Genomic DNA, 22,218 nt, shown 5'->3' with positions numbered 1-22,218 from the left:
GCTCGCGGGGCCCCGTAAATGGCCGGTGTACCCCCCTGTGGTCAGGCTTTCAACCGGTAACGTTCCCTGTACGACGTCTTGTCAGCACGCGTCGTACAGGGGGAGTGGTGAGCGGCATAGTCGTCCATCTGCCGCAGGGGAGCGGCGGCGGCGCCGACGGGGAGCCGGGCGGTGGCGCGGTGACGTTACGGCTCGGGCCGGGCGAGGTCGCGCGGTTCGGGCGCGGTTCGTCGGCGACCCCGGTCGAACTGCGGCTCGCCGACGAGGCGATCTCCCGGCTGGCCGGGGAGATCCGGGTCACCGACGACCACTGGCAGCTGACCAACCACAGCACGACCCAGAGCTATCTCGTGGAGAACCCGGAGGGGGCCGGCGAGTACCTGCGGGTGTCGCCGCGGCGAGCCGGGGCGCCCATCCCGTTCGAGTTCTCCCGGGTGGTGCTGCCCACGCGCCGCGGCACCACCGTCTCCTTCCAGGTGTTCGCGCCCGACCACGTCTATCTGGACCCGCCCGGCACCGGCGGCTCCTGGGCGAGCCGCACCGTCACGGCGTACTCCCTGGACGAGACGGCCACGTACTTCCTGGTGCTCGTCGCGCTCTGCGAACCCTGGCTGCGCGACCAGTCGCCGGTCGCGGTGCCCACCACCCCGCAGGTCGTCGAGCGGCTGCGGGGCCATGCCACCGGCGGCAGGCTGACGGCACGCGCGGTCAGCTCGCACATCGACTACCTGGCCGACGAGAAGCTGCGGATCGGTGTCGCGGGCGCCGCGCCCGAGGCCGGTGCGGGCGGTGGGGCGGGTGGCGGCACGGGTGGCGCGGACCGCCGCAACGGCAAGCGGGACGCGGTCGTCGGGCTCGCGCTGAAGTTCGGCATCGTACGGGAGGAGCACCTCGCGCTGCTGCCGCCCCGGGCCGAAGCGGGCGCGCGGGGGCGGTAGGCGACGTGATGCGGGTGCAGGGTCCGGGCGGTGCCGGGGCCTCGTGGGACAGCAGCCACACCGAACTGCTGCCCGTGGGCCACCGGGTGGGCGAGTGGGTGGTCACCGAGCCGATCGGGTCCGGGGGTTGGGCCACCGTGTACGCGGGCCGGGCGGCCGGCGGGCGAGGGCAGGGAGCGGTGGTCACGGAGCCCGCCGAGGTCGCCCTCAAGATCATGCCGACCTCCGGACTCGCTCCGCGCCAGGCCCGCAACGTCGCCGAGGCGGCCCGGCGCGAGGTCGAGATCGGGGTACGGGCAGGGCATCCGCGGCTCATCCGGCTGCTGGACAGCACCGTCCTCAGCGCACCGGACCACCCGGCGCTGGACGGCGCCATCGTCCTGGTCATGGAGCGGGCGAAGGGCAGCCTGCGCGATCTGCTCGACGCCGGGGTGAGCGAGGCCGAAGGCGCCCGGCTGATCGCCGGGATCTGCGAGGGGCTGGCCCATCTGCACGGCGCCGGCTGGGTGCACGCCGACCTCAAGCCCGAGAACGTCCTCATCGGCGAGGACGGTTCGGTCAAGCTCTCGGACTTCGGGCTGGCCGCCGAGCTGACCACCGGTACGCACGGTCACGGGCCCCCGATGGGCACCCTGGACTACCTCCCGCCCGAGCGCTGGCGGGCCCCGCTGGGGGAGTTGGGCGTGGAGATCCGACCGAGCGCGGACATCTGGGCCCTGGGCATCGTGATCCACGAGGTGTTCGCCTCGGGTGCCCCGCTGTTCTCCGGCGCCACGCCGGTGGCGCGGGGCGCCGCCGTGCAGGAGTACGCGGCGGGGCGCGCGCCCCTGCGCATGGCCAACGGGGTCCCCGAGTTCTGGCGTGTGCTGGCCACCGACTGCCTCGCCCCGACGCATGCCGCGCGGGCCGCGCACACCGCCGAGAGCCTGCTGGAGCGCATCGCGGCCCGGCAGGAGGGCCGGACCGCCGCCCGGACCCGGACGCGCCGCCTTCGGCGGACAACGCGGATCGCCCTCCTCGCCCTCGCGGCGTGCGGCGCGGTCGGTTCCGCGATCTGGTCGTACGCGGGGCAGGCCGGCCGGGAGGGGGATGGAGCCGCGCAGGTCGGGACTGCCGAACCGCCGCTCCAGGTACGGGTGTTCAATGCCGAGAAGGTCTGCCAGGAGCGTACCGACCGGGACCCGCGGTGCAGTCTGGGCCTGGCCATCGACCCCATGCGGCCGTACATCGCCGGGAACGTCGTGCCGACCCGGGTCTGGCACGCCGACGTCCTCGACGCCGACTGCCAACTGCTGCGCGGCGAGGTGGTCATCGACGAGTCGGACACGCGCTCCACGCACTGGTTCCGGGTCCACCTGCCGAGCGCCGACCCGGGGGCCATCGCCTGGCTGCCGGCCGTACGCACGAAGGACCGCCCGCCGCTCCCGAGGTGTCCGGCCCCTGCCGCCGCCCGGTGATCCGGCCCCGAAGCCGTCGACTGGCTGACAACTTCCCGTGCCCGGTACAGAATTGGGCAGGCTGACGTCGGGGGGCGGTCATGGGGCAGGCATCGCGGGCATCGCAGGTGGCGCGCGCATTGTGGGTGGGGATACCCGTTCTTCTCGCGGGGCTGTTCTTCTGGTGGGCCTCGTACGCCACCACGATCATCGTCTGGGAGGGCCGCAAGCTCCTGTCCTGGCTGGCCGCCCCGCTGCTGCTCGTCGCCCTCCTCCTGCTGGCCGGGCTGGCGGTGAAGCTCGTCCGGCGCAAGAGGGGCTCAGGGGCGGGCGGCGGGAGCGCCGGGGTGGTCCTCGGATGGCTGTGCGCCGTCCTCGGGCTGGGCATCGGGATCTGGTGGCTGGTGTACGGGTCGTACCTCCAGGACCGGGCGTACATGCAGAACGTGCAGATCGTGAGCGAGCCGGTGCCCGAACTGGCCGCCCGCGCGCCCTATGTGGTCGGCAAGGCGCAGGCCGCCCCGCACCTCGGCGACGTCACCGGGGAGATCTCCGACATCACGTACCTGCCCGACTCGGACCGGTTCGCGACCCTCGTCGAGCGGCGCGGCTGGCTCTCCGGGTACGAAGTCGGCCTGGAGCAGGACATCCCGCTCGGCGGCAACAGCCGTAACCAGCAACGCTGTTCGTTCGACATCGACAAGGCCGACGCGCGGATCGGCGGCTGGTTCGGCCACAACCTGGGCCGGCAGATCTCGGCCCGGCAGCGCTGGGTGCGCTTCGACGCCGACGACGCGTACGTGACCTGTTCGGGCACCACCCCGATCGTGGTCGTGCCCCTCAAGCGCCAGACCGGGATCCTGGTGGTGACCGAACGGCCCGCCGGACTCGCGCTCTACGACGGGCGGACCGGGAAGCTCACGATCACCACCGATACGGCCGAGGTACCCGGCCCGTCCTATCCGCTCAGTCTCGCGTCCCGGCAGCGGGAGGGAACCGCCGCCGTCGGCAGCTTCAGCGACTGGTGGTTCGAGCGCAGCGGCTGGGACGCGTCCGAGGACGGGGCCAATGCGGGCAACGAGTCGGAGTTCACCCTCCAGTACCGCGACGGGAGCGGGCGCAGCGCGTACGTCACCCCCCTCACCCCGCAGGGGGAGGCCAGCTCGGTGGTCGCCGTGTCGACCGTGCCGACCCGGCACCAGGGCGGCGGACTCGCCCCGATGACCGTCCACCGGCTCGATCCGACCTGGTCGTCACCGAAGGCGCTCGTCGCACTGATCAAGGCCGAGTACCGGGACGTCTGCTGCTACAACGACGACCAGGTGTTCGAGGTCGTGCCGACCGGCGGCAGCACCTGGACCGCCACGATCGGCAGCGAGCAGAACATCCGGTACCGGGTGGAGGGCCGGGGCCAGGTAGGCGGACGCGAGGCCACCTGCCTGAAGGCCGCCGACGGAGCCCTCATCAAGTGCGCGTACGCGGCGCCCGGATCGCCGGAGGAGCAGGAACTCCAGCGCAGGGAACAGGAGAAACAGAAACAGCAACAGGCGGGCCAGAGCCCGGGCGGCGCCGCCAAGGACCCGGGCGACCTCACCGCGTACACCCCCGAGCAACTCGCCGACCTCCAACGGCGCGTGTCCGACGAGGTCATCCGCCGGCTCAAGGGCGGGGGATAGGGCCGGGTCGGAGCTTCGAAGCCCCGCCCCGCCCCGGTTCGCCCCGCCCCGGAGCCGCGGGTCAGGCGGCGGCCGAACCCGCGAGGGCCGGAGCTTCGGCTCCGGCGTCGGCATCCGTGTCGGTTTCGGCGTCCGTGAGGAGCTCCACGAGCGAGGTGCGGGCGCGCGCGACGCGGGAGCGGACCGTGCCGATCGGGCAGCCGAGCGCGCTCGCCGCCTCGGCGTACGGGAGCCCCAGGACCTGGGTGAGGACGAAGACCTCGCGGCGCTCGGCGGGGATCGTTCCCAGCAGCTCCGCGAGGGCGATCCCGTCCTCGAAGCCGGGCAGATCGCGCGGCTGGGCCCGTTCCGCGGCGGTCTGCCAGTCGTCCCGGTCCGAGATCTTGGGGCGGGCCGCCTTGTGGCGGAGGCTGTCGATGACCGTGCGCCGGGCGATCGAGAGCAGCCACGTACGGGCGGAGGAGCGGCCTTCGAAGCGGTGCAGGCTGCCCAGGGCGCGCAGGAAGGTCTCCTGCGTCAGATCGTCCGCCGACTGCGGATCGGCGCTGAGGTAGGCCACGTAGCGCCGGACGTCGTGGTGCAGGGCGCGGACGAAGCGGTCCACCGCGTCGGGGTCGCCGTCGCGCGCGGCGAGCGCCAGCAGGGTCGTCGACTCGTCCGGGCCGCCGGTGTGGCGTGCGGGTGCCGTCTCGGCGGCGGTCGGACGGGGAAGCAGGGCAGGGGTCATCGCCTGATGTCCTTCTGGGAATCCGGGACCCGGGTCCGGCGCCGCCTGCGCACTGCGTGGCGCGGCGGGCCGGTGAGCGGGCCGGTGAGGGGTACGGCCCGCCGGACGGCGAGGCCGATGACCGAGGCGCGCGGCGGAGCGGCGTCGCGCGCGTCGGTGAACCGGCTGTCAGATGACAGCGGTCCCGGGAGGCGGACCCCGTGAGGTGATGGCGTGGACGAGGAGCAGCCCGCGCAGCGGCCGGGCGCGGAGGTCGGGGCCCACGCGCGGGCGCGGCCGGTCGGCCGGCACGGGGAGCCGGAAGGCCCACCGCAGCGGTACGAGCAGCAGTCCGGCCAGGGCGCGCAGGACGCGGAACGCGCCCTGCTCCCCGTACGCGAGCCAGAGCCCGCAGAGCAGGGCGGCGAGGAGGTGTGCGGCCAGCATGCCGGTCGATGACGTGGAGCCGATGCCGTGGCCGGCGGGCATGTGCATCGGCATCGGCATCTGCGTGTGCATGGTCATGCCGCCGTCGGCCATCGCGTGCGCGGCGTGGTGGGCGTGCCCGCCCGTGCCGGGCGGCAGTGGCCGGTCCATCGACGGGCGGGCCGCTGCCTGGGCCAGCGAGAACCCGGTGTGCAGGGCGGCCTGGACGGCGACGGTCGCGGAGGTGACGGCCAGGAGGCCGCGTTCGCGACCGGCGAGGAACCACGCGACCGCTCCGGTGGCCGCCACGGCTGCTGCCATCGCCCACCAGGGGACGGTCGTCCCCGACATGAGGAGGTGGCCGAGGGACGCGAGCAGCACGCAGATGGCCGCGAACAACGCGGCCCTGAATGCGCGGCAACATCGACCGGGAGTCATGGCGGGCTCATCGTCGCACCCCTCTCAAGACGGCCACAGAGGGGCGCCGGGAATTGGCACGACCGGACAAAACCATATGTGTCGCACGCCACAACAGGGCCCGGGAACCCACTGGTTCACCGCTCCGACTCCTGCCCTGGACCGAAATGGCGGCCAGCGGAACGGAGTCGGTGGTGGGGGAGCGGACGGTATCGGAGAAGACCGCCGAGGTGGCCGCGGACGGCCGGCTGACGGCGCTGCTCACGAGTGCGATGGCCTTCTCGATGCTCCAGCTGTTCCTGCTCGGCGCGTTCGGCCCGCGCCTCGTGGACGAACTGGGGGTCTCACCGACCCTCCTCGGCCTGACGACCACGATCGGCTTCGGAACGGCGGCCGTGCTCTCGCCGCTGGGCGGCCGCATGGTGGACCGGACGGGCCCGCGCCGCTCCCTCGTCGCCCTGCTGCTGGTGTCCGCGGCCGCGCTCGCACTGATCGGCGCAGCGCCCCGCCCGGGGTTCCTCCTCGCCGCCGTGGCGCTGGGCGGACTGCCGCAGGCGCTCGCCAATCCGGCGACCAACAAGGCGATCCTGGCCGCCGTTGCGCCCGCCCGGCGCGGATCGGTGACCGGGATGAAGCAGTCCGGGGTCCAACTCGGCGCGTTCGCCGCAGGCTTGCCGCTGGCGGCGCTGGCCGGGGGCGTCGGCTGGCGGGGCGCCGTATGGACGGCCGCCGCCGCGGCCGCGCTGGCCGCCCTCTGGGCACAGCGCGCCCTGCCCGCCGATCCGCCGGCGAAGGCCGCGGCGCCGGGCGCTTCGCTCATCCCGCGAGGCGCCATCGCCTGGCTCGCGGTCTTCTCCCTCTTCCTGGGCTGCGGAATCGCCTCGGTCAATACGTACGTGGCTCTTTTCGGCGTCCAGAAACTCGGCATGGGGCCGACCGAGGCCGCGGCCCTGGTGGCGGTCCTCGGTGTCGCGGGCATCGCCGGCCGGGTGGGCTGGTCGAAGGCGGCCCGGCCGGGTCGGGCCGAGTGGCTGCCCGGCGCCCTGGCGGCAGGCGCCGTACTGGCCGCCTGCCTGCTGGCAGCCGCGCTGTACGCGCGGCCGCTCGTCTGGGTCGCCGCCGTCGCCGTCGGGGTCTTCGCCGTGTCCGGCAACGCCGTCTCGATGGTGCTGGTGATGCAGCGGGCCGCCCCGGGCCGGGCCGGCCAGGACTCCGCGCTCGTCGCCGCCGGTTTCTTCGCCGGGTTCGCGGTCGGGCCGCCGCTGTTCGGACTGCTGGCCCAAGCGGGCCGGTACGGGCCGGGCTGGCTGCTGGTCGCCGCCGAGTTCGGCGCGGCCGCCGCCGTCGCGACGGCCTGGGCCGTACGGGAACGGCGGCGCGGTCCGCGTACGGAGGTCCCGGCGTGACCCCGGTGAACTGGGCCGGGCGGGCGCTGGCCGACGTACTCGACCGGGCCGCCGCCACCCGTACCGAGACCGGCGACCGGTTCCCGCTGTACGCCGACCCGGACACCGGCCGCTGGACGACCACCGGCCGCGGGGCGTGGACCGGTGGGTTCTGGGCCGGGCTGCTGTGGCTGCGGGCCCGGCACACCGGGGACGCGGACGACCGGGCGGCCGCCGCCGCGTGCACGGCACGGCTGGCCGACTGGGTCGAGGCCGACACCGCGACGCGCGGGCTGATCCTCTGGTACGGGACGGCCCTCGCCGGCGCCGACGCCGGGGCGCGGAAGCTGCGGACCCGGGCGGCCAAGGCCGCGCTGGCCGCGCTGGACCCTGAACTCGGGCTGGTGCCCTGGGGGTCGGCCTTCGGCGGCCCCCGGCTGCTGGCCCGGGTCGACGGCGTACCCGGCATGGTGGCGCTGCTCGCCGCGGGGGGCCCGGAGGGCGAACGGGCCGCCGCCTCCCACCTCCACCGGCATCTCGACCTCTGCCTCGGCGCGGGCGGACGCACCGTACCGGCCTGGGAGTTCGACGCCGAAGCGGGCTGGCGGGCATGCGGGGAACCTTCGCCCGGCTGGAGCCGGGGCAGCGCCTGGCTGCTCCTGGCGGTGGCCGACGCCCTGCACCGCCCCGAGGTCGCCCGCAGCGCCCCGGACCGGCTGGAGGCGGCGGCGCAGCGGCTGGCCGACGCGTGGACGCGGCCCTGCACCCCGTTCGTCCCCCTGGCGGACGAGGCGCGGCCCGCCGGCCCCCTGGACACCTCCGCCGCCGCCATCGCGGCCGTCGCGCTGCTGAAACTCGCCCGGGTGCCGGGCTGCCCGGCCGCGGCGCAGTACGCGTACCGGGCCGCCGCGATCCTGGAGCGCCTGGTGGGCGAGCACCTGACCCGGGGCATGCTGCTGGACGGCTGCTACGACGCCGGGAAGGGCGTCGCGGTACGGCACGAGCTGGTGTGGGGCGACTTCTTCCTGGCGCTCGGACTGGCGGCGCTGACCGGGCTGGTCGAGGTCGGGGAGGTCTAGGGGCCCTACTCCTCGTACTCGTATGCACGGAGCACCCGGCGGGCCACCGAGGTGATGTGGAGCTCGTCCGGGCCGTCGAGGATGCGGGCCGCTCGGCCGGTGCGGAAGAGCGCCGGCAGCGGGGTGTCGGGGCCGAGCCCGGCCGCGCCGTGGACCTGGATGGCCGCGTCCGCGACCTGCTGGAGCATCCGGGCCGCGGCGACCTTGGCCAGCCCCACCTCCACGTGAGCGTCCAGGCCGGCGGCGATCTTCGCCGCGGCCTCGTGGACCAGGGGGCGGGTGGTGCGCAGCGCGAGCAGCGCCTCGAAGACGTGCTGCTGGACGAGCTGGTGGCCGGCCAGCGGACCGCGTGATCCCGTACGGGAGTTGGCGCGTGCGCACATGAGGTCGAAGGCGCGCTGGGCCTGGCCGAGCCAGCGCAGACAGCGCAGGGTGCGTCCCAGCTGGAGCCGTTCGGCGGCGATGGCCAGGGCCTGTCCGCGCCGGCCGAGGAGGTGGTCGGCGTCCACCCCGACCTGGTCGAAGTCGATCTCCCACTGGCCGCAGGCTCCGAACACGGGCAGTTCGCGTACGACGCGGAAACCGGGGGAGTCGGTGGCGACCAGCAGGAGGGACAGGCCCTCGCGGTCCCCCGGCTCCCCGTCGGTCCGGGCGAGGACGGTCACCAGACCGGCGCCGGCCGCTCCCGAGACGAACCACTTGCGGCCGCTGACGCGCCAACTGCCGTCGGGCTGCTCCTCGGCGCGGGTCGCGGTACCGAACGGATCGGTGCCCGGGGTGTCCGGTTCCGTCATGGCGTAGCAGGCGCGCAGCTCCCCGGCGGCCAGCCGCCCGGGGTACCGGTCGCGAACCTGGTCGCCGCCGTGCTTCCACAGCATGGTCGCGTCGAGCAGGGGCGCGGAGCCGAGCGCCGCCGGACCGTGGTCGCTCGCCCCTTCGGCCTCGGCGAGCAGCGCGTAGCGCGCGAAGGGGAGGCCCTGGCCGCCGAGTTCGGCGGGGAGCGGCAGTGCCCAGAGGCCCTCCTGCTTCGCCTGGGCCTGCAACTCCCGCAGGGTCGCCGCGGCGTGCGGGCCGCCCGCGTCGAGCACGGGCTCGCAGGGCATGACCCGGCTCCGGATGAAGTCCGCGACCCGATCCCTCAACTGCCCATCTCCAGAACGGAGTTCGGGATGGACGCGATCGGTGTCTCCGTGGCTCTGCACCACTTTCCTCCAACATGCCGGGAACCCGTGGGAACGACAGTCCGACTGCCTCCCCGAGGAACTGGTCGGGTGCGCACCCGACCCGGTTCCCGCGACGCGCACATCCGAGAAGAGGAGAGGCATGGCTTCACCAGCCCTCACCCGCACGGTCCGGCCGCTCGAAGGACTGCACCTCGCCGCCTCGGGACCGCCCGGGCTGACCGGCCCGGCCCTGGAGCACCTCGAGCTCCTCGGCGCGAGAGTGGAAACGGGAGCGAGACCGGAGCCGGTCGAACCCCGTGACGGCCCCCATGGCGGCCCCAGTGGCGGCCCTCATGACGGCCGTACGGCGCACATCGCCCTGTCCGGCAGCGGCTTCGACCGGCAGGACGCGACCGTCCGCTGGTCGGCGCACCGGGCGAGCGGTATGACCGACGAGGCCACCGTCCAGGCGGCCACCGGCATCATGGCCGTGCACGGGCGGCGCGACGGCGCGCCCCGCGGCCTGGCCGTGGACTACGCCGCCATCGCCACGGGCGTGCTCGCCGTACAGGGGCTGCTCGCCGGGCTGCTGGCCCAGGCCAGGGGCGGTCGGGCCACCGGGGTGGCCACGAGCGCCGACCGGGCCGGGCTGCTGGCGGTCTCCCAGTACCTCGCCGCGGCCGGGGCCGACGAGGGTGAGGCCGCCGAACTGGCCCCCGGCGGGCCGCCGTTCACGTCAGCCGACGGAATCCTCTTCGAGCTCGAGACCCTCGACCCGGGTGCCTGGGCCGCGTTCTGGCGGGCCCTGGAGGCTCCCTTCGACGCCGTGCGAGCCGGGTGGCGGCCGTTCCAGTTCCGGTACGCCACCGCCTGCGCACCCTTCCCGACGGCCCTGCACGGCACGGCCCGTACGCACTCCTGGCGGCGGATCGAGGCGGCGGCCGCGGCCTCCGGCGCCGAGGTCTGCCGACTGCGGACCCTCGCCGAGCGCGCGGCCGAACACGACGGCGCCGCGCCCTGGACCCTGGCCCCGTACGGATTCGGCCACCGGCCCCGCGCCACGCACCACGACCCCGCGGGCCCCGACCCCGCCCGGCCGCTGGCAGGGCTGACCGTGCTCGAAGCGGGCCGCCGGATCCAGGCCCCCCTCGCCGCCCACCTGCTGGGCCTCCTCGGCGCCGATGTCGTCCGGATCGAGCCCCCGGGCGGAGACCCGCTGCGCGGAATGCCGCCCGCCTGCTCCGGGATCTCCGCCCGCTGGCTCGCGCTGAACCGCGGCAAGCGGGCCGTCGAGCTGGACATCAAGTCCGCCGCCGGCCGGCGCCGACTGCGCGAGATGGCCGCCGACGCCGACGTCTTCCTGCACAACTGGGCCCCCGGCAAGGCGGCCGCTCTGGGACTCGACTCCGTCCATCTGGCCGCCGTCAACCCCGGGCTCGTCTACACCTACACGGGCGGCTGGGCGGGCCGGATCCCCGGCGCCCCGATGGGCACGGACTTCATGGTCCAGGCCCGCACCGGCGTCGGCGAAGCCGCCCGCCCGCAGGACGAGGCACCCGCGCCCTCGCTGATGACCCTGCTCGACGTGCTGGGCGGACTCCTGGGCGCCGAGGCCGTACTGGCGGGGCTGCTCCTGCGCGAGCGGAGCGGTGGAGCGGGCGTCCGCGTCGACTCCTCGCTGCTCGGAGCCGCCGACGCGCTCACCGCCCCGGCCCTGCGCCGGGCGCGGCGCGGGGAGGACCCGCGCCGGCCGGCCGGCTTCCGGCGGCCGCTGCGCACCGCGGACGGCTGGATCGCCCCCACCGACACCTGCGCGCCCGCGGCCGCCTCGTACGACCTGCGCGAACTGCCCACCGCGGAGGCCCTGGCGCAGCTGCGCGGCCACGGGCTGTCCGCGACCGCCGTCACCGCCGATCCGGCCGACCTGCACCACGACCCGCGCTTCCCCGGCTCGATCAGCCGCGACGCGCACGGTGCCCCCGCCGTTCCCGACCCCTGGAGCTTCCTATGACCGTCGCCCTGCACGACCTGCTGCCCGCCGGCCTCCGCCGCGGCTGGGCGGCCGACGGGATCTGCCCCGACCTCGACCTCTACAGCCTGTTCCGGGCCCGGCAGATCGCCGACCTGCACGCCACCGCCGTCGTCGACGCCAAGGGCAAGCTCTGCTACACCGCGCTGGACCGCAAGGTGCGATGTCTGGCCGCCGGCCTCGCCGGCCTCGGCATACGCCCCGGCGAGGTCGTCGGCGTCCAACTCCCCAACGGCCGGGGCGCGGTCATCGCCGATCTGGCCCTGGCCGCCGTAGGCGCGGTGGCGCTGCCCTTCCCGGTCGGCCGGGGGAGCCTGGAGGCACAAGCCCTGCTGCGCAGGGCGGAGGCCGTCGCGGTCATCGCCCCCGTCGAACACCGGGGCAGCCGGCCTGCCGCCGAGCTGCGGGCCCTGGTCCCGGCCCTGCCGGAGCTGCGCCACGTCATCGCCGCCGGGCGGGTCGGCAGTGAGCCCGAAGGAACGATTCCGCTCTCCGGACTGCTGCGCTCCGACCCGGCCGCGTTCGTGCCCGCCCGGCCCGACCCCGACAGCGCCGCCCGCATCCTCGTCTCCTCCGGCTCGGAGGCGGAGCCGAAGATGGTCGCGTACTCCCACAACGCGCTCGCCGGGGGCCGGGGCAACTTCCTCGCCTCGCTCATGCCCGAAGGGACCCCGCCGCGCTGCCTGTTCCTCGTGCCGCTCGGGTCCGCGTTCGGGTCCAACGGCACCGCCGTCACGCTCGCCCGGCACGGCGGAACGCTGATCCTGCTCGAGCACTTCACCCCGGAGGCCGCCCTCGCCGCCGTACGCGAGCACCGGCCGACGCACATCCTCGGCGTCCCGACGATGGTCCGCATGATGCTGGACCGGCTGGAAGGCCCCGACCCCGGCGCGGGCGAACTGCCCGCGCCCACCGCGCTGGTCCTCGGCGGCTCGGCCCTGGACGAGACCACGGCCGAGGACGCCGCCCGCGCCTTCGGCTGCCCGGTCGTCAACCTCTACGGCTCGGCCGACGGGGTCAACTGCCACACCGGGCTCGGCGAGGAGGTCACGGAGGCCGAGGCGAACGCCACGGGAGTGGTGGCCGGCCGCCCCGACCCCCGGGTCGCGGACATCCACATCACCGACCCCGACACGCACGAGCAGCTCCCGGACGGCGAGATCGGCGAGATCATCGCCCGCGGTCCCATGACCCCGATGTGCTACGTGGCCTCCCCGGAGCTGGACGCCCGCTACCGCACCCCCGAGGGCTGGGTCCGTACGGGAGACCTCGGCCTGATCGACCGGGACGGGGTCCTGCACCTCGTCGGCCGCCTCAAGGACATCGTGATCCGAGGCGGGGCCAACATCAGCCCCGCCGAGGTCGAGCGGGAGCTCGCCTCGCATCCCCGGGTACGGGACGTGGTGTGCGTCGGCATCCCGGACCGGCTGATGGGCGAGCGCCTGGCGGCCTGCGTCGTACCGCGCGGCCCCCAGGCCCCCACGCTGGACTCGCTCGGCGAGCACCTCACCCGCCGCGGGCTCGAACAGCGCAAGCACCCCGAGCGGCTGCTGGTGCTCGCGGAACTCCCGCTCACGCCGGCCGGCAAGCCCGACCGCGCCGCCCTGCGCGAGCGGCTGGCGCAGCCCGCGCGCCCCGCCCCCACGTCGGCCGCCCCTGCCCCTGCTCCTGCCCCTCCCCTCGCCCACGCGGGCTGACGCGCGGGCGGACCCGCGGCGCCGGGGACACCAGGGAGGGGGAGGGCAACCGGAGTTGCCCTCCCCCTCCCTGTGTTCCGTACGCGCGTCAGGAAGTGCCGGCGGCCTTCTTCAACTCGGCCGCCGCGTTGCGGTAGACGGGCAGCAAGTCCAGATCCTCGCCCGGGTAGTTGACGATCTCGATCTGCCGGGCGCCCGAATCGGGCAGGACGGTCCCGGTCGACATGTGGGCGTTGTCCAGGACCAGGGCGGGCTTCTTCCCGGAGAGTTCGGCGAGTTGCGCCGGGGTGACCGCCTCGGGGCCGTACGTCCCGACGGGCGCTGCCCCGGCCAGCTTCGCGGACCAGGTGGTGAACACCTGGCTGACGACCGCCGGGCTCTTGCCGCCCGGCCAGGAACCCTGGACGTCCTTCGACAGCTTCGCGTACTCGGCGTCGAACGACGCCGTCCACCGCGCGGCGGCTTCCTCGGTGCCGAACAGCTTGCCCAGCTTGGCCACTTCGGTCTTGACCTTGTCGGCGTCGTTGTCGAGGTTCACCTCGACCAGTTCGGCCTTCGAGCCGGCCGCCTCCTTGATCTTCGCCGCGTACGGCTCGAAAGGCGCGTAGAGCACGAAGTCGGCCTTGCCCACGGCGGCGAGGTCGGAGGGCTTGGGGTCGTAGTCCGGGGCGTGGTGCACCGACTGCGGCACGATCACCTTGACGTCCTCGGCGCCGGCGGCCTTGGCGAAGGCGCCCTCCCAGGTGGTGGTGACCACGACGACCGGTTTCCCGCCGTGGTCGCCGGGCGTGCCGCCCTTCGAGGAGGTGCCGGTATTGCCGTTGCCGCAGCCGGTGACGAGGGCCGTCAGTGCCGCGGTCAGTGCGAGGAGGGATGCGAATCGGACGCGGGTGCGCGCCATGTGCTGATGCTCCGTTCGGGGATGAGATGGACCGCGAGGACGAGCGCCCCCGCGGTGAGGACGAGGACGGGCCCCGGCGGCCAGTCGAGCCGCAGGGCGACGAGGAACCCGGTCAGGTTCACGGCCACCCCGATGCCGACCGCCCACAGGGTGATGGACCGCAGCGAGGTGCCCAGGCGGCGTGCCGCGAGTGCCGGCAGCAGGGTGAGGGCGTCGACGAGCAGTGCGCCGGTGAGCTTGATCGCGCCGGCGACCGCCACCGCGACCAGGACCAGCAGTACGACGGTCAGCGCCTGGACCGGGACGCCCGAACACTGGGCCAGCTCACGGTCGTACAGCAGCAGGGCCACATCGCGCCGCCGCCACCAGAACAGCCCCGGTACGAGGATCGCCAGCGCGCCGAGCACCACGAGGTCGGCGGTGCCCACGGACAGGATCGAACCCCACAGCAGGGCGAACGCACCGGAGGCGTTGACCCCCGACACGGCCAGGACGAGCAGCGCGGCCGCGATGGCCAGGCTCATCAGCAGGCCCATCGCCCCGGACAGCCCGTCCGGGGTACGGGCGAGCGGTGCCACCCCGGCCCCGGCCAGGGCGCAGGCGACGAGCGCGCACAGCATCGGATCGAGCCCGGTCAGCAGCCCGACCGCGATGCCCAGCAGGGCGACGTGCATCATCGCGAAGCGCACCGGCATGATGTCGAGCCCGACGATGACCACGCCGATCACCGGCAGGCCGATCGCCGCCAGGAGCAGGGCGAAGCCCGCCCGCTGTACGGGGACCAGCTGGAGCAGTTCGCCGAGGTCGGCGCCCGCGAGGATCACGCGACCTCCCGCAGCCGGCCCGCGGCCATCTCCAGTACGCGGTCACAGCGCTGCGCGAGCGCCCGGTCGTGCGTCACCACGACGAGGGTCACCGGCAGGGCTGCCAGTACGTCGGCCGCCTCCTCCTGGCCGCCGAAATCGAGCGCGGCGGTCGGCTCGTCGGCGAGGAGCACCTCGGCCCCCGCCGCCACGGCTCCGATCGCCCGGGCCAGGTACATCCGCTGCAACTGCCCGCCGGACAGCGTGTGCAGCGGCCTGCCGAGCAGTGCGCCGACGCCCAGTTTCCGTGCCGCTTCGGCCGCTTCGGCCGGTGCGCCGCCGCTGGCCAGCAGCTCGTCCCCGAGGAGCGGGAACCGGCCGGCCGCCGGCTTCTGCGGGATCCAGGCGCAGGAGCGCCGCCGCCAGGCCCATTCCGCGGCCGAGCCGGTGCCGCGGCCGCCGACCAGGATGCTCCCGGACACCTGGCGGTGCAGCCCCAGGACCGCGCGCAGCAGCGTGGTCTTGCCCGAGCCGTTGGTCCCGGTCAGCGCGACGCGCTCGCCCGCCGCGATCTCCAGGTCCACGTCGGCGACCGCCTCGACCCGGCCGTGGCGGCAGGCGACCCCCCGCATGCGTACGTCCAGTCCGCCCATCCGGCGCCCTCCCGTCGTCCGGTGCCGGGTGGCTCCCGGCACGCGGAGTTGGTCGGACGCGGAGCGGTCCCGGTTCCGGCGGCGGGCGGCGGATCCGCTCCGGTTCGGGTCAGGACAGGTCGGATCAGGTCAGATCGGGCGAGGGCGCCGGGTCCGAGGCCGGGGCGGGTGCCGGGTCGGTGCCGCCCTGGTCGAGCCGGAACGGCGGGTACTCGTCCGTCATCAGCGCGGCGTACGCGGCGACGCGCAGCACCCACCGGTGCAGCCCCACGATCAGGTCGAACAGGCCACGCGGGTACGTCGCCGTGAAGGCGAGCGCCACCGCCGCGATCAGGGTCAGCAGCGCGATCAGACCGCCGCCTCCGCACCAGCCGTGGCGCATGCCGCCGCCGATGAAGAAGGCGATGATCAGGTAGTGCGGGATGGCCAGCAGCCACCACTTCACCAGGACCAGCGGCCGGGACAGGCGCTCCGGGTAGGCGATCTCCAGGCGTGCCGGGTAGCCGGGCTCCGGGCCCAGGCTGAAGGGCGGGTACCGGTCGGTGCCGAGGGCGCCGTACGCGTAGAACGAGACCCGCCACGACCAGCGGAGCACGCCGACGTTGAAGTCGAACAGGCCGCGCGGGTAGCGCTCGGTGAACAGGATCGCGAAGAAGGCGATCACGCTGACCACGAGGAAGGCGATCCAGAGGAAGAACAGCACGATGTAGTGGGGGATCGCGAGGATCCACTTCACCAGCCAGAGCCAGCGCGACAGCGGGCTGTCGAGGTCGGCGTTCACCCTGACCGAGCGGTGGTAGGAAGCGTTCGCGGACATGATTGCGTCACCGTCCCGTGTCCGGCGTCGTCGGGCCCCGGACCTTGTGCCCCTCCATCATCCGCGCCGCACGCGGCGGGCTCCAGTCGGCGCCCACGGGGTGTGGTGTCCGGATGTGACAGACAACCGTCATTGCGGACATCTGCCCGTCCGGCCAGGATGGACACATGTCCACGCCCCACCGCGTCGTGATCGCGGTCTTCCCCGACGTCGACCTGCTCGACGTCACCGGCCCCGCCGAGGTCTTCGCCCTCGCGAGCCGGGAGGCCGGGCGTCGGCTGTACGACGTACGCCTGGCGGGCCCGGACGGCGGCCAGGTCACCACCTCGGCCGGCGTCCGGCTGGTCACCGACCTCACCTTCGCCGAGGTCGGCGCCGCCGTGGACACCCTCGTGGTGCCCGGCGCCGTCGAACTCGCGGGGGAAGGCCCGGTCGCGCGTGTGGACGAGGCGGTGGTGCGGTGGATCGCCGCCACCGCCCCGCACGCAGGGCGCGTGGCCTCGGTGTGCGTCGGCGCCCACCTGCTGGCGGCGGCCGGCCTGCTGGACGGGCGCCGGGCCACCACCCACTGGTCCACTGCCGGCCAACTGGCCGCCGAGCACCCGCGGGTCGAGGTCGACCCGGACCCGATCTTCGTCCGGTCCGGCCGGGTGTGGACCGGGGCGGGGATCAGCGCCTGCATGGACCTGACGCTGGCTCTGGTGGCCGAGGACCACGGCGAGGAACTGGCCCTCGCGGTGGCCAGGCAGCTGGTCATGTACCTCAAGCGGCAGGGCGGCCAGAGCCAGTTCAGCGTGCCGCTCAGCCGCCCGGCGGCCTCCCGCAGGGACATCGACGCCCTGCGCGCCCACATCACCGAACACCTCGGCGCGGACCTGTCGGCGGCCGCGCTCGCGGCCCGGATGAGCCTGAGCGAGCGCCATTTCGCCCGTACGTTCCGCAAGGAGCTGGGCACCAGCCCCGCCGCCTACGTGGAGGCCGTACGGGTGGAAGCCGCCCGCCGGCTGCTGGAGACCACCGACCAGCCGCTGGAACAGGTCGCCGCGGCGGCGGGCCTGGGCTCGGTGGAAACCCTGCACCGGGCCTTCCGCAAGCAGATCGCGACGACCCCGGCCGCATACCGCCGCCGCTTCCGCACCGCCCACTGACCGCCCGGCGCGATCGAACGCCGGGCGACGGCTTCGCCGTGCCCATTTCCCAAGAGAAGGACGCCTTCACCATGTCTGCACCCACCGCATCCAACGCATCCAACGCGCCCAAGACCCTGCGCGATGTCATCGGCCTGCCCGGCACCCTGCCCCGCCTGGCCGAGTCCGTCCTGATCATGGTCGACTTCCAGAACACCTACCGCTCCGGTGTGATGGCCCTGGACGGCGCCGAACCGGCCCTGGCGGCGGGCGCCCGCCTGCTGGCCGCGGCCCGCGCCGCCGGCACGCCGGTCGTGCACGTCGTCAACGACGGCGGCGAGGGAACCCCGTACGACATCCGGGCCGAGATCGGGGCCATCAGCGCCGAGGTCGCGCCGCGCGAGGGCGAACCGGTCGTGGTCAAGCAGTTCCCGAACGCCTTCCACGCCACGGAGCTGGAGAAGACCCTGGGGGAGCTGGGCGCCGGACCCGACCTGGTGATCGCCGGGTTCATGACGCACATGTGCGTCACGTTCACGGCCCAGGGAGCCTTCAACCTGGGCTACCGCCCGACCGTCGTCGCCGAGGCCACCGCGACGCGCACCCTCACGGCGCCCGACGGCACGCTGATCCCCGCCGCCACCCTCCAGTCGGCGAGCCTCACCACGATCGCCGACCTCTTCGCCCCGGTGGCCCCCACGGTCGAGTCCCTCCCGGCCTGACGCCCCGGAACGCGGGAGAGCCCCGAACCGGTCGGTCCGGGGCCTCCCGAGGCGTGGATCCCGGGTCAGTGGATGACGCTGAAGCTGCGCCAGGGGAGGCTGACCGGGGCCGTGACGTTCGAGAGCGTGGTGGCGACGTAGATGCCTTCGTTCCCCAAGGGCGTGCTGCAGTCCGCCGTCCTGTACAGCACGACGTCGACGAGGGTGTTGTTCTCCACGTGGGTGGCGCCCTTCGGGAGGGCGATCCTGTGACATCCGTTCACCGAGGTGTTCGAGTAACTCAGCTCCGCCGGCGAGTCGTGGCTGCGGAACGTCAGCATGCCGACGGTGCTCCGGCCCAGGCCCGAGCAGGCGGTGGCGGTCAGCAGCAGAGCTGCGGCCGCGGTGATGACGCCGATACGCCGGCTCTGGGACATGGCGCGGTCCTCGTCTGTGCGGTGGTGACTGCCTTGCCCACAGCCTGCCCCGGCCGGGCGCGGGCGGCATCCGGTGCTCGGCCGGGCGGATGAACGCGGCCGCGCCGGGAAGGGACTCCGCCATGACCACCGACCTTCGCATCGGCGTCCTCGGATACGGGCTGCGCGGCAGCATCGCGCGGACGGCACACCGGCCCGGCCGCGGCGCGACCGTCACCGCCGTCGCGGATCCCGATCCGCGGGCCCGGGCGGAGGCCGCCGCGGCCTTCCCGGGCGCGTACGCCACCCCCGATCCCGCCGCCGTGATCGAGGATCCGGACGTCGACGCCGTCCTCGTCCTGACCCCCGACCACACCCACGCCGACCTGGCCCGCCGGACGCTCGTCGCCCGCAAGCCCGTCTTCGTCGAGAAGCCGCTCGCCATCACCGTCGACGGCTGCGACGAGATCCTGCGCACCGCCCGTGCGACGGGCACCCGCCTGTACGTCGGGCACAACATGCGGCACATGCCCGTCGTGCGGACGATGCGCGAGCTGATCGCGGCCGGTGCGATCGGGCGGGTCAGGACCGTCTGGGTCCGGCACTTCGTCGGCTACGGCGGCGACTGGTACTTCAAGGACTGGCACGCCGAGCGCCGCCACACCACGAGTCTGCTGCTCCAGAAGGCCGCGCACGACATCGACGTACTGCACTGGCTGGCCGGCGCCTACACCGACGACGTCCAGGCGATGGGCGACCTGCTCGTCTACGGGGACAACCCGCACCGGCGCGCTCCCGGGGAACCCAAGACCGACGACTGGTACACGCAGGACGGCCACTGGCCCCCGCACACCCAGCGCGGACTCAACCCCGTCATCGACGTCGAGGACGTCTCGCTGCTCAACCTCCGCCTCGCGGGCGGGGTGCTCGCCGCCTATCAGCAGTGCCATTTCACCCCCGACTACTGGCGCAACTACACCGTCATCGGCGACGCCGGCCGCCTGGAGAACTTCGGCGACGGCCCGGGCGCCGAGGTCCGGGTCTGGAACGCCCGGCGCTCCGGCTACCGGGCCGCGCCGGACGCCTCGTACACCGTCCCCGATACGGAGGGCACGGGCGGGCACGGGGGCGCCGACCCGCTGCTGATCGACGAGTTCCTGCGCTTCGTACGCCACGGGGGAGCGACGGACACCTCGCCCGTCGCCGCCCGGATGGCGGTCGCGGTGGGCTGCATGGCGACGGAATCCCTGCGCGACGGGGGCACCCCCCGACGGGTACCGTCGCTCGATCCGGCCCTGTCGGCCTACTTCGACCAGGGCCAGGGCACGTCGTGGGGCCGTTGAACCGCCACGCCGGCCCCGGCATTTGCCCAAGAGTTCCCCAAGGGCGGGCCCGCCTCCGGGTCCCCGGCCGTGCGGGGCCTAGCTTGGGCCCGCATGAGCGTCCTTGCCGAGCAGCACCGGGCCGACGGGACTCCTGGGCGGCGTCGCCTGGTACGGGGCGCCCTCACCGGGGCCCTGGCCCTGGGTGCCGGACTGGCGGCCGGCGGCGGCTCCACCGGCGGTTCCGCCCGGACCGGGCCGAACGGTCCGCGGCCCGGCACGCCCGAGGCGGCGCTGCGGGAGCTGTCGGCCGGGAACGCCCGCTGGCGGACCTTCCACGAGCGGCATCCCGACGCCACCCGGACCGTACGGCAGGCGCTGGTCGGGGGACAGCATCCGTTCGCCGTCATCCTGGGCTGCGTCGACTCCCGCGTCCCGCCGGAGCTGGTCTTCGACCAGGGGCTGGGCGATCTGATGACCGTACGGTCGGCCGGTGAGGTGCTGGACGACGCCGTGCTCGGAAGCATCGCGTTCGGGGTCGTGGAGCTGGCCATTCCGCTGGTGGTGGTCCTCGGGCACCAGTCCTGCGGGGCCGTGACCGCCGCGGTCCGCGCCGCCGAGGGGCTGGAGCAGCTGCCCGGACACCTGCGCTACCTGGCGGAGCAGATCCGTCCGGCCGTCGACCGCTCGCTGAGCCGGGACGCGCGCGTCGATGCGGCGGTCACCCAGAACGTCCGGCTCGTCCGCTCCCGGCTGGCGGCGGAACCCGATCTCGCCGCCCGGGTCGCGGCCGGCAGGCTGGCCGTGGTCGGAGCACGGTACGAACTCACCAGCCAGCGGGTGCACCGGATCCGCTGAGCAGATCTCCATGTCCACATGTGCGGGGCTCTTGTTTGTTTTGCCAGGCATCTGCCAACCGATTTACGTGAGTGACCTTGCAGATGCACTATGGGGGAGGCCACCGCCCGGGCGGCAACGCTCCCGACTCCTGCTCACGAGGCGAGGTATGGATCCATGGATGTACGCAGCTGGGACGGCAGCGCAGGCGATGTCGACTACGGCGCCATCGGCTCCGGCTACGCGGACTTCCGCCGCCCCGACCCCCGCATTGCCCGCGTCATCGCCGACGCGCTCGAAGGGGCCCGCACCGTGGTCAACATCGGCGCCGGGTCCGGATCGTACGAGTCCGCCGCCACCGCGGTGACTCCCGTGGAGCCCTCCCGGTCGATGCGGGCCCAGCGCTCGGAGGCCCTGCCGCGGGCGGTGGACGCCGTCGCGGAGGACCTGCCGTTCGCGGACGGGGAGTTCGACGGGGCGATGACCCTGTTCAGCGTGCACCAGTGGAGCGACGTCGAGGCGGGCCTGCGCGAGATGCGCCGGGTGACCCGCGGCCCGGCGGTCGTGCTGACCTGCGACCCCGACCGCGTACGCGACTTCTGGCTGTACGAGTACGCCCCCGAGGTCCTCGACACCGAGGCCCGCCGCTACCCGCCGCTCGAGAAGATGGCAGCGGCCCTCGGCGGCACCGGGACGGTGCGGACCGTACCGATCCCGCTGGACTGCACCGACGGGTTCAACGAGGCCTACTACGGCCGCCCCGAGATGCTGCTGGACCCCGCGGCCCGGCAGGCCTGCTCCGCCTGGAGCTTCGTCGACGACGGAGTGCGCGAGCGGTTCACCACCCGGCTGCGGGACGACCTCGACTCCGGTGCCTGGGACGAGCGCTTCGGCCACCTGCGCAGCCGGCCGTTCTACGAGGGGTCGCTCGTCATCGTGCGCGCGATACCCGAGCACCGGACAGAGGAGCACCACGATGGAGGTACCTGACCGTATGGACGAACAACTGCGCGTCCTGGGTCTGGTCGAGGCCCAGCGCAAGGCCGAGGCCCTGTTCGCCGAGATCGAGGCGCGCGGGCTGGTGGCGCCCGGCGCCGCGGAGCGGGAGGTCAGCGACCGGATCCGGGACCTGGCCAACGAGATGTTCGGGACCACGAAGCACTGGCACAAGCGGATCGTCCGCTCCGGCCCGAACACCTTGCTCCCGTACCGGGAGAACCCGCCGGACCGGGTCATCGGCGAGGACGACATCGCGTTCGCCGACTTCGGTCCGATCTTCGAGGAGTACGAGGCGGACTTCGGCCGCACCTTCGTCTTCGGGGCGGACCCCGTCAAGCACCGGCTGAGGGAGGACCTGGCCACGGTGTTCGCGGCGGGGCGCGCCGCCTTCCGCGCCGACCCGCACATCACCGGCAAGCAGCTGTACGCGCAGGTGGAGCGGCTCGCCGCCGAGGCGGGCTGGACGCTGGGCGGGTGGCACGCCGGTCACCTCGTCGGGGAGTTCCCGCACGAGACGATCGACGGCGCCCGGGCGGAGTCGTACATCGCTCCGGACAACGACACCCCGCTGCGCCGCACCGACCGGGCCGGGTGGCGCTGCCACTGGATCCTGGAGATCCATCTGGTCGACGGGCCGCACGGATTCGGCGGTTTCCACGAGCAGCTCCTGGACCTGGCCTGACTCCGAAG

21 protein-coding genes are annotated in these 22,218 nt (G+C 74.2%); 13 read left to right on the top strand and 8 right to left on the bottom strand.

The window, feature by feature from the left end; all coding sequences use genetic code 11:
- Positions 1–107 precede the first annotated feature (107 nt).
- From IF02_RS0105865 to IF02_RS0105855, 3 genes are all read left to right on the top strand, one after another.
- The gene (locus IF02_RS0105865; RefSeq protein ID WP_030154180.1) at positions 108–938 is read left to right on the top strand and encodes a hypothetical protein; all 831 of its coding nucleotides are present in this window, start codon (positions 108–110) and stop codon (positions 936–938) included.
- Positions 939–946: 8 nt separating this feature from the next.
- Entirely contained in the window at positions 947–2,395 is a 1,449-nt protein-coding gene (locus IF02_RS0105860) for a serine/threonine-protein kinase (RefSeq protein ID WP_030154179.1), read from the top strand.
- An 80-nt stretch (positions 2,396–2,475) separates the two neighbouring features.
- Positions 2,476–4,050 carry a hypothetical protein gene (locus IF02_RS0105855; RefSeq protein WP_234318100.1) on the top strand — a complete coding sequence of 525 codons (1,575 nt, stop codon included), beginning with the start codon at positions 2,476–2,478 and terminating at the stop codon, positions 4,048–4,050.
- 61 nt (positions 4,051–4,111) lie between these two features.
- Here IF02_RS0105855 and IF02_RS0105850 read toward each other — a convergent pair whose 3' ends face one another.
- Both IF02_RS0105850 and IF02_RS0105845 read right to left on the bottom strand, forming a co-directional pair.
- Positions 4,112–4,777: a sigma-70 family RNA polymerase sigma factor gene (locus IF02_RS0105850; protein ID WP_078621896.1), complete on the bottom strand. Its 666-nt coding sequence runs from the start codon at positions 4,775–4,777 to the stop codon at positions 4,112–4,114.
- 168 nt (positions 4,778–4,945) lie between these two features.
- Positions 4,946–5,620, bottom strand: a complete 675-nt coding sequence (locus tag IF02_RS0105845) for a hypothetical protein (RefSeq protein ID WP_030154176.1) — start codon at positions 5,618–5,620, stop codon at positions 4,946–4,948.
- Positions 5,621–5,871: 251 nt separating this feature from the next.
- Here IF02_RS0105845 and IF02_RS0105840 point away from each other — a divergent pair, with 251 nt between their 5' ends.
- Together IF02_RS0105840 and IF02_RS0105835 are read left to right on the top strand one after the other, a co-directional pair.
- The gene (locus tag IF02_RS0105840; protein WP_106977228.1) at positions 5,872–7,005 is read left to right on the top strand and encodes an MFS transporter; all 1,134 of its coding nucleotides are present in this window, start codon (positions 5,872–5,874) and stop codon (positions 7,003–7,005) included.
- Positions 7,002–8,063 carry a sugar ABC transporter permease gene (locus IF02_RS0105835; RefSeq protein ID WP_324603754.1) on the top strand — a complete coding sequence of 354 codons (1,062 nt, stop codon included), beginning with the start codon at positions 7,002–7,004 and terminating at the stop codon, positions 8,061–8,063. The genes IF02_RS0105840 and IF02_RS0105835 overlap by 4 nt, the downstream gene beginning before the upstream one ends.
- Before the next feature lie 5 nt (positions 8,064–8,068).
- On the opposite strand, the gene IF02_RS0105830 is transcribed toward IF02_RS0105835, so the two are convergent.
- The gene (locus IF02_RS0105830) at positions 8,069–9,205 is read right to left on the bottom strand and encodes an acyl-CoA dehydrogenase family protein (RefSeq protein WP_267880908.1); all 1,137 of its coding nucleotides are present in this window, start codon (positions 9,203–9,205) and stop codon (positions 8,069–8,071) included.
- A 181-nt stretch (positions 9,206–9,386) separates the two neighbouring features.
- Here IF02_RS0105830 and IF02_RS0105825 point away from each other — a divergent pair, with 181 nt between their 5' ends.
- Both IF02_RS0105825 and IF02_RS0105820 read left to right on the top strand, forming a co-directional pair.
- Entirely contained in the window at positions 9,387–11,237 is a 1,851-nt protein-coding gene (locus tag IF02_RS0105825; protein WP_030154172.1) for a CoA transferase, read from the top strand.
- Positions 11,234–12,952 (top strand): class I adenylate-forming enzyme family protein, encoded by a 1,719-nt coding sequence (locus IF02_RS0105820; RefSeq protein WP_051695851.1) that lies wholly within the window; start codon positions 11,234–11,236, stop codon positions 12,950–12,952. Before IF02_RS0105825 ends, IF02_RS0105820 begins: the two co-directional genes overlap by 4 nt.
- 88 nt (positions 12,953–13,040) lie before the next feature.
- Here the strand turns inward: IF02_RS0105820 and IF02_RS0105815 are convergent, their stop codons facing one another.
- From IF02_RS0105815 to IF02_RS0105800, 4 genes are all read right to left on the bottom strand, one after another.
- Positions 13,041–13,853, bottom strand: a complete 813-nt coding sequence (locus tag IF02_RS0105815; protein ID WP_030154170.1) for a metal ABC transporter solute-binding protein, Zn/Mn family — start codon at positions 13,851–13,853, stop codon at positions 13,041–13,043.
- Positions 13,811–14,677 (bottom strand): metal ABC transporter permease, encoded by an 867-nt coding sequence (locus tag IF02_RS0105810; RefSeq protein ID WP_030154169.1) that lies wholly within the window; start codon positions 14,675–14,677, stop codon positions 13,811–13,813. Before IF02_RS0105810 ends, IF02_RS0105815 begins: the two co-directional genes overlap by 43 nt.
- A complete protein-coding gene (locus IF02_RS0105805) occupies positions 14,674–15,309 on the bottom strand; it encodes a metal ABC transporter ATP-binding protein (RefSeq protein ID WP_030154168.1) in 636 nt (211 codons plus the stop codon). The genes IF02_RS0105810 and IF02_RS0105805 overlap by 4 nt, the downstream gene beginning before the upstream one ends.
- A gap of 124 nt (positions 15,310–15,433) precedes the next feature.
- A complete protein-coding gene (locus IF02_RS0105800) occupies positions 15,434–16,126 on the bottom strand; it encodes a DUF4389 domain-containing protein (protein ID WP_037835533.1) in 693 nt (230 codons plus the stop codon).
- Positions 16,127–16,293: 167 nt separating this feature from the next.
- Between IF02_RS0105800 and IF02_RS0105795 the strand changes: the two genes are divergently transcribed.
- Positions 16,294–17,274, top strand: coding sequence for a GlxA family transcriptional regulator (locus IF02_RS0105795; RefSeq protein WP_030154166.1), 981 nt, complete (start codon positions 16,294–16,296; stop codon positions 17,272–17,274).
- A 71-nt stretch (positions 17,275–17,345) separates the two neighbouring features.
- The gene (locus IF02_RS0105790; RefSeq protein ID WP_051695848.1) at positions 17,346–17,975 is read left to right on the top strand and encodes an isochorismatase family protein; all 630 of its coding nucleotides are present in this window, start codon (positions 17,346–17,348) and stop codon (positions 17,973–17,975) included.
- 65 nt (positions 17,976–18,040) lie between these two features.
- On the opposite strand, the gene IF02_RS0105785 is transcribed toward IF02_RS0105790, so the two are convergent.
- On the bottom strand, positions 18,041–18,391 hold the full coding sequence (locus tag IF02_RS0105785) for a hypothetical protein (protein WP_030154164.1): 351 nt from the start codon (positions 18,389–18,391) through the stop codon (positions 18,041–18,043).
- 122 nt (positions 18,392–18,513) lie between these two features.
- On the opposite strand from IF02_RS0105785, the gene IF02_RS0105780 reads away from it, so the two are divergent.
- From IF02_RS0105780 to IF02_RS0105765, 4 genes are all read left to right on the top strand, one after another.
- On the top strand, positions 18,514–19,713 hold the full coding sequence (locus IF02_RS0105780) for a Gfo/Idh/MocA family protein (protein ID WP_030154163.1): 1,200 nt from the start codon (positions 18,514–18,516) through the stop codon (positions 19,711–19,713).
- A 93-nt stretch (positions 19,714–19,806) separates the two neighbouring features.
- The gene (locus IF02_RS0105775) at positions 19,807–20,550 is read left to right on the top strand and encodes a carbonic anhydrase (protein WP_030154162.1); all 744 of its coding nucleotides are present in this window, start codon (positions 19,807–19,809) and stop codon (positions 20,548–20,550) included.
- Between the two features lie 156 nt (positions 20,551–20,706).
- Positions 20,707–21,519 carry a class I SAM-dependent methyltransferase gene (locus IF02_RS0105770; RefSeq protein WP_030154161.1) on the top strand — a complete coding sequence of 271 codons (813 nt, stop codon included), beginning with the start codon at positions 20,707–20,709 and terminating at the stop codon, positions 21,517–21,519.
- Positions 21,506–22,210 (top strand): M24 family metallopeptidase, encoded by a 705-nt coding sequence (locus IF02_RS0105765; protein WP_234318098.1) that lies wholly within the window; start codon positions 21,506–21,508, stop codon positions 22,208–22,210. The genes IF02_RS0105770 and IF02_RS0105765 overlap by 14 nt, the downstream gene beginning before the upstream one ends.
- Positions 22,211–22,218: the final 8 nt, after the last annotated feature.

Source organism: Streptomyces sp. NRRL S-244, assembly GCF_000717915.1.
Classification (GTDB): Bacteria; Actinomycetota; Actinomycetes; order Streptomycetales; family Streptomycetaceae; genus Streptomyces.
Note: the sequence above shows the minus strand (reverse complement) of the source record. Positions and strands in the feature narration are given on the sequence as shown.

Excerpts from the sequence above, each read along its gene's own strand:
- IF02_RS0105860 (WP_030154179.1), top strand. The coding sequence starts at position 947 with ATGCGGGTGCAGGGTCCGGGCGGTGCCGGGGCCTCGTGGGACAGCAGC.
- IF02_RS0105855 (WP_234318100.1), top strand. The coding sequence starts at position 2,476 with ATGGGGCAGGCATCGCGGGCATCGCAGGTGGCGCGCGCATTGTGGGTG.
- IF02_RS0105850 (WP_078621896.1), bottom strand. The coding sequence starts at position 4,777 with ATGACCCCTGCCCTGCTTCCCCGTCCGACCGCCGCCGAGACGGCACCC.
- IF02_RS0105845 (WP_030154176.1), bottom strand. The coding sequence starts at position 5,620 with ATGACTCCCGGTCGATGTTGCCGCGCATTCAGGGCCGCGTTGTTCGCG.
- IF02_RS0105840 (WP_106977228.1), top strand. The coding sequence starts at position 5,872 with ATGGCCTTCTCGATGCTCCAGCTGTTCCTGCTCGGCGCGTTCGGCCCG.
- IF02_RS0105825 (WP_030154172.1), top strand. The coding sequence starts at position 9,387 with ATGGCTTCACCAGCCCTCACCCGCACGGTCCGGCCGCTCGAAGGACTG.
- IF02_RS0105820 (WP_051695851.1), top strand. The coding sequence starts at position 11,234 with ATGACCGTCGCCCTGCACGACCTGCTGCCCGCCGGCCTCCGCCGCGGC.
- IF02_RS0105815 (WP_030154170.1), bottom strand. The coding sequence starts at position 13,853 with ATGGCGCGCACCCGCGTCCGATTCGCATCCCTCCTCGCACTGACCGCG.
- IF02_RS0105805 (WP_030154168.1), bottom strand. The coding sequence starts at position 15,309 with ATGGGCGGACTGGACGTACGCATGCGGGGGGTCGCCTGCCGCCACGGC.
- IF02_RS0105800 (WP_037835533.1), bottom strand. The coding sequence starts at position 16,126 with ATGTCCGCGAACGCTTCCTACCACCGCTCGGTCAGGGTGAACGCCGAC.
- IF02_RS0105795 (WP_030154166.1), top strand. The coding sequence starts at position 16,294 with ATGTCCACGCCCCACCGCGTCGTGATCGCGGTCTTCCCCGACGTCGAC.
- IF02_RS0105790 (WP_051695848.1), top strand. The coding sequence starts at position 17,346 with ATGTCTGCACCCACCGCATCCAACGCATCCAACGCGCCCAAGACCCTG.
- IF02_RS0105785 (WP_030154164.1), bottom strand. The coding sequence starts at position 18,391 with ATGTCCCAGAGCCGGCGTATCGGCGTCATCACCGCGGCCGCAGCTCTG.
- IF02_RS0105780 (WP_030154163.1), top strand. The coding sequence starts at position 18,514 with ATGACCACCGACCTTCGCATCGGCGTCCTCGGATACGGGCTGCGCGGC.
- IF02_RS0105775 (WP_030154162.1), top strand. The coding sequence starts at position 19,807 with ATGAGCGTCCTTGCCGAGCAGCACCGGGCCGACGGGACTCCTGGGCGG.
- IF02_RS0105770 (WP_030154161.1), top strand. The coding sequence starts at position 20,707 with ATGGATGTACGCAGCTGGGACGGCAGCGCAGGCGATGTCGACTACGGC.
- IF02_RS0105765 (WP_234318098.1), top strand. The coding sequence starts at position 21,506 with ATGGAGGTACCTGACCGTATGGACGAACAACTGCGCGTCCTGGGTCTG.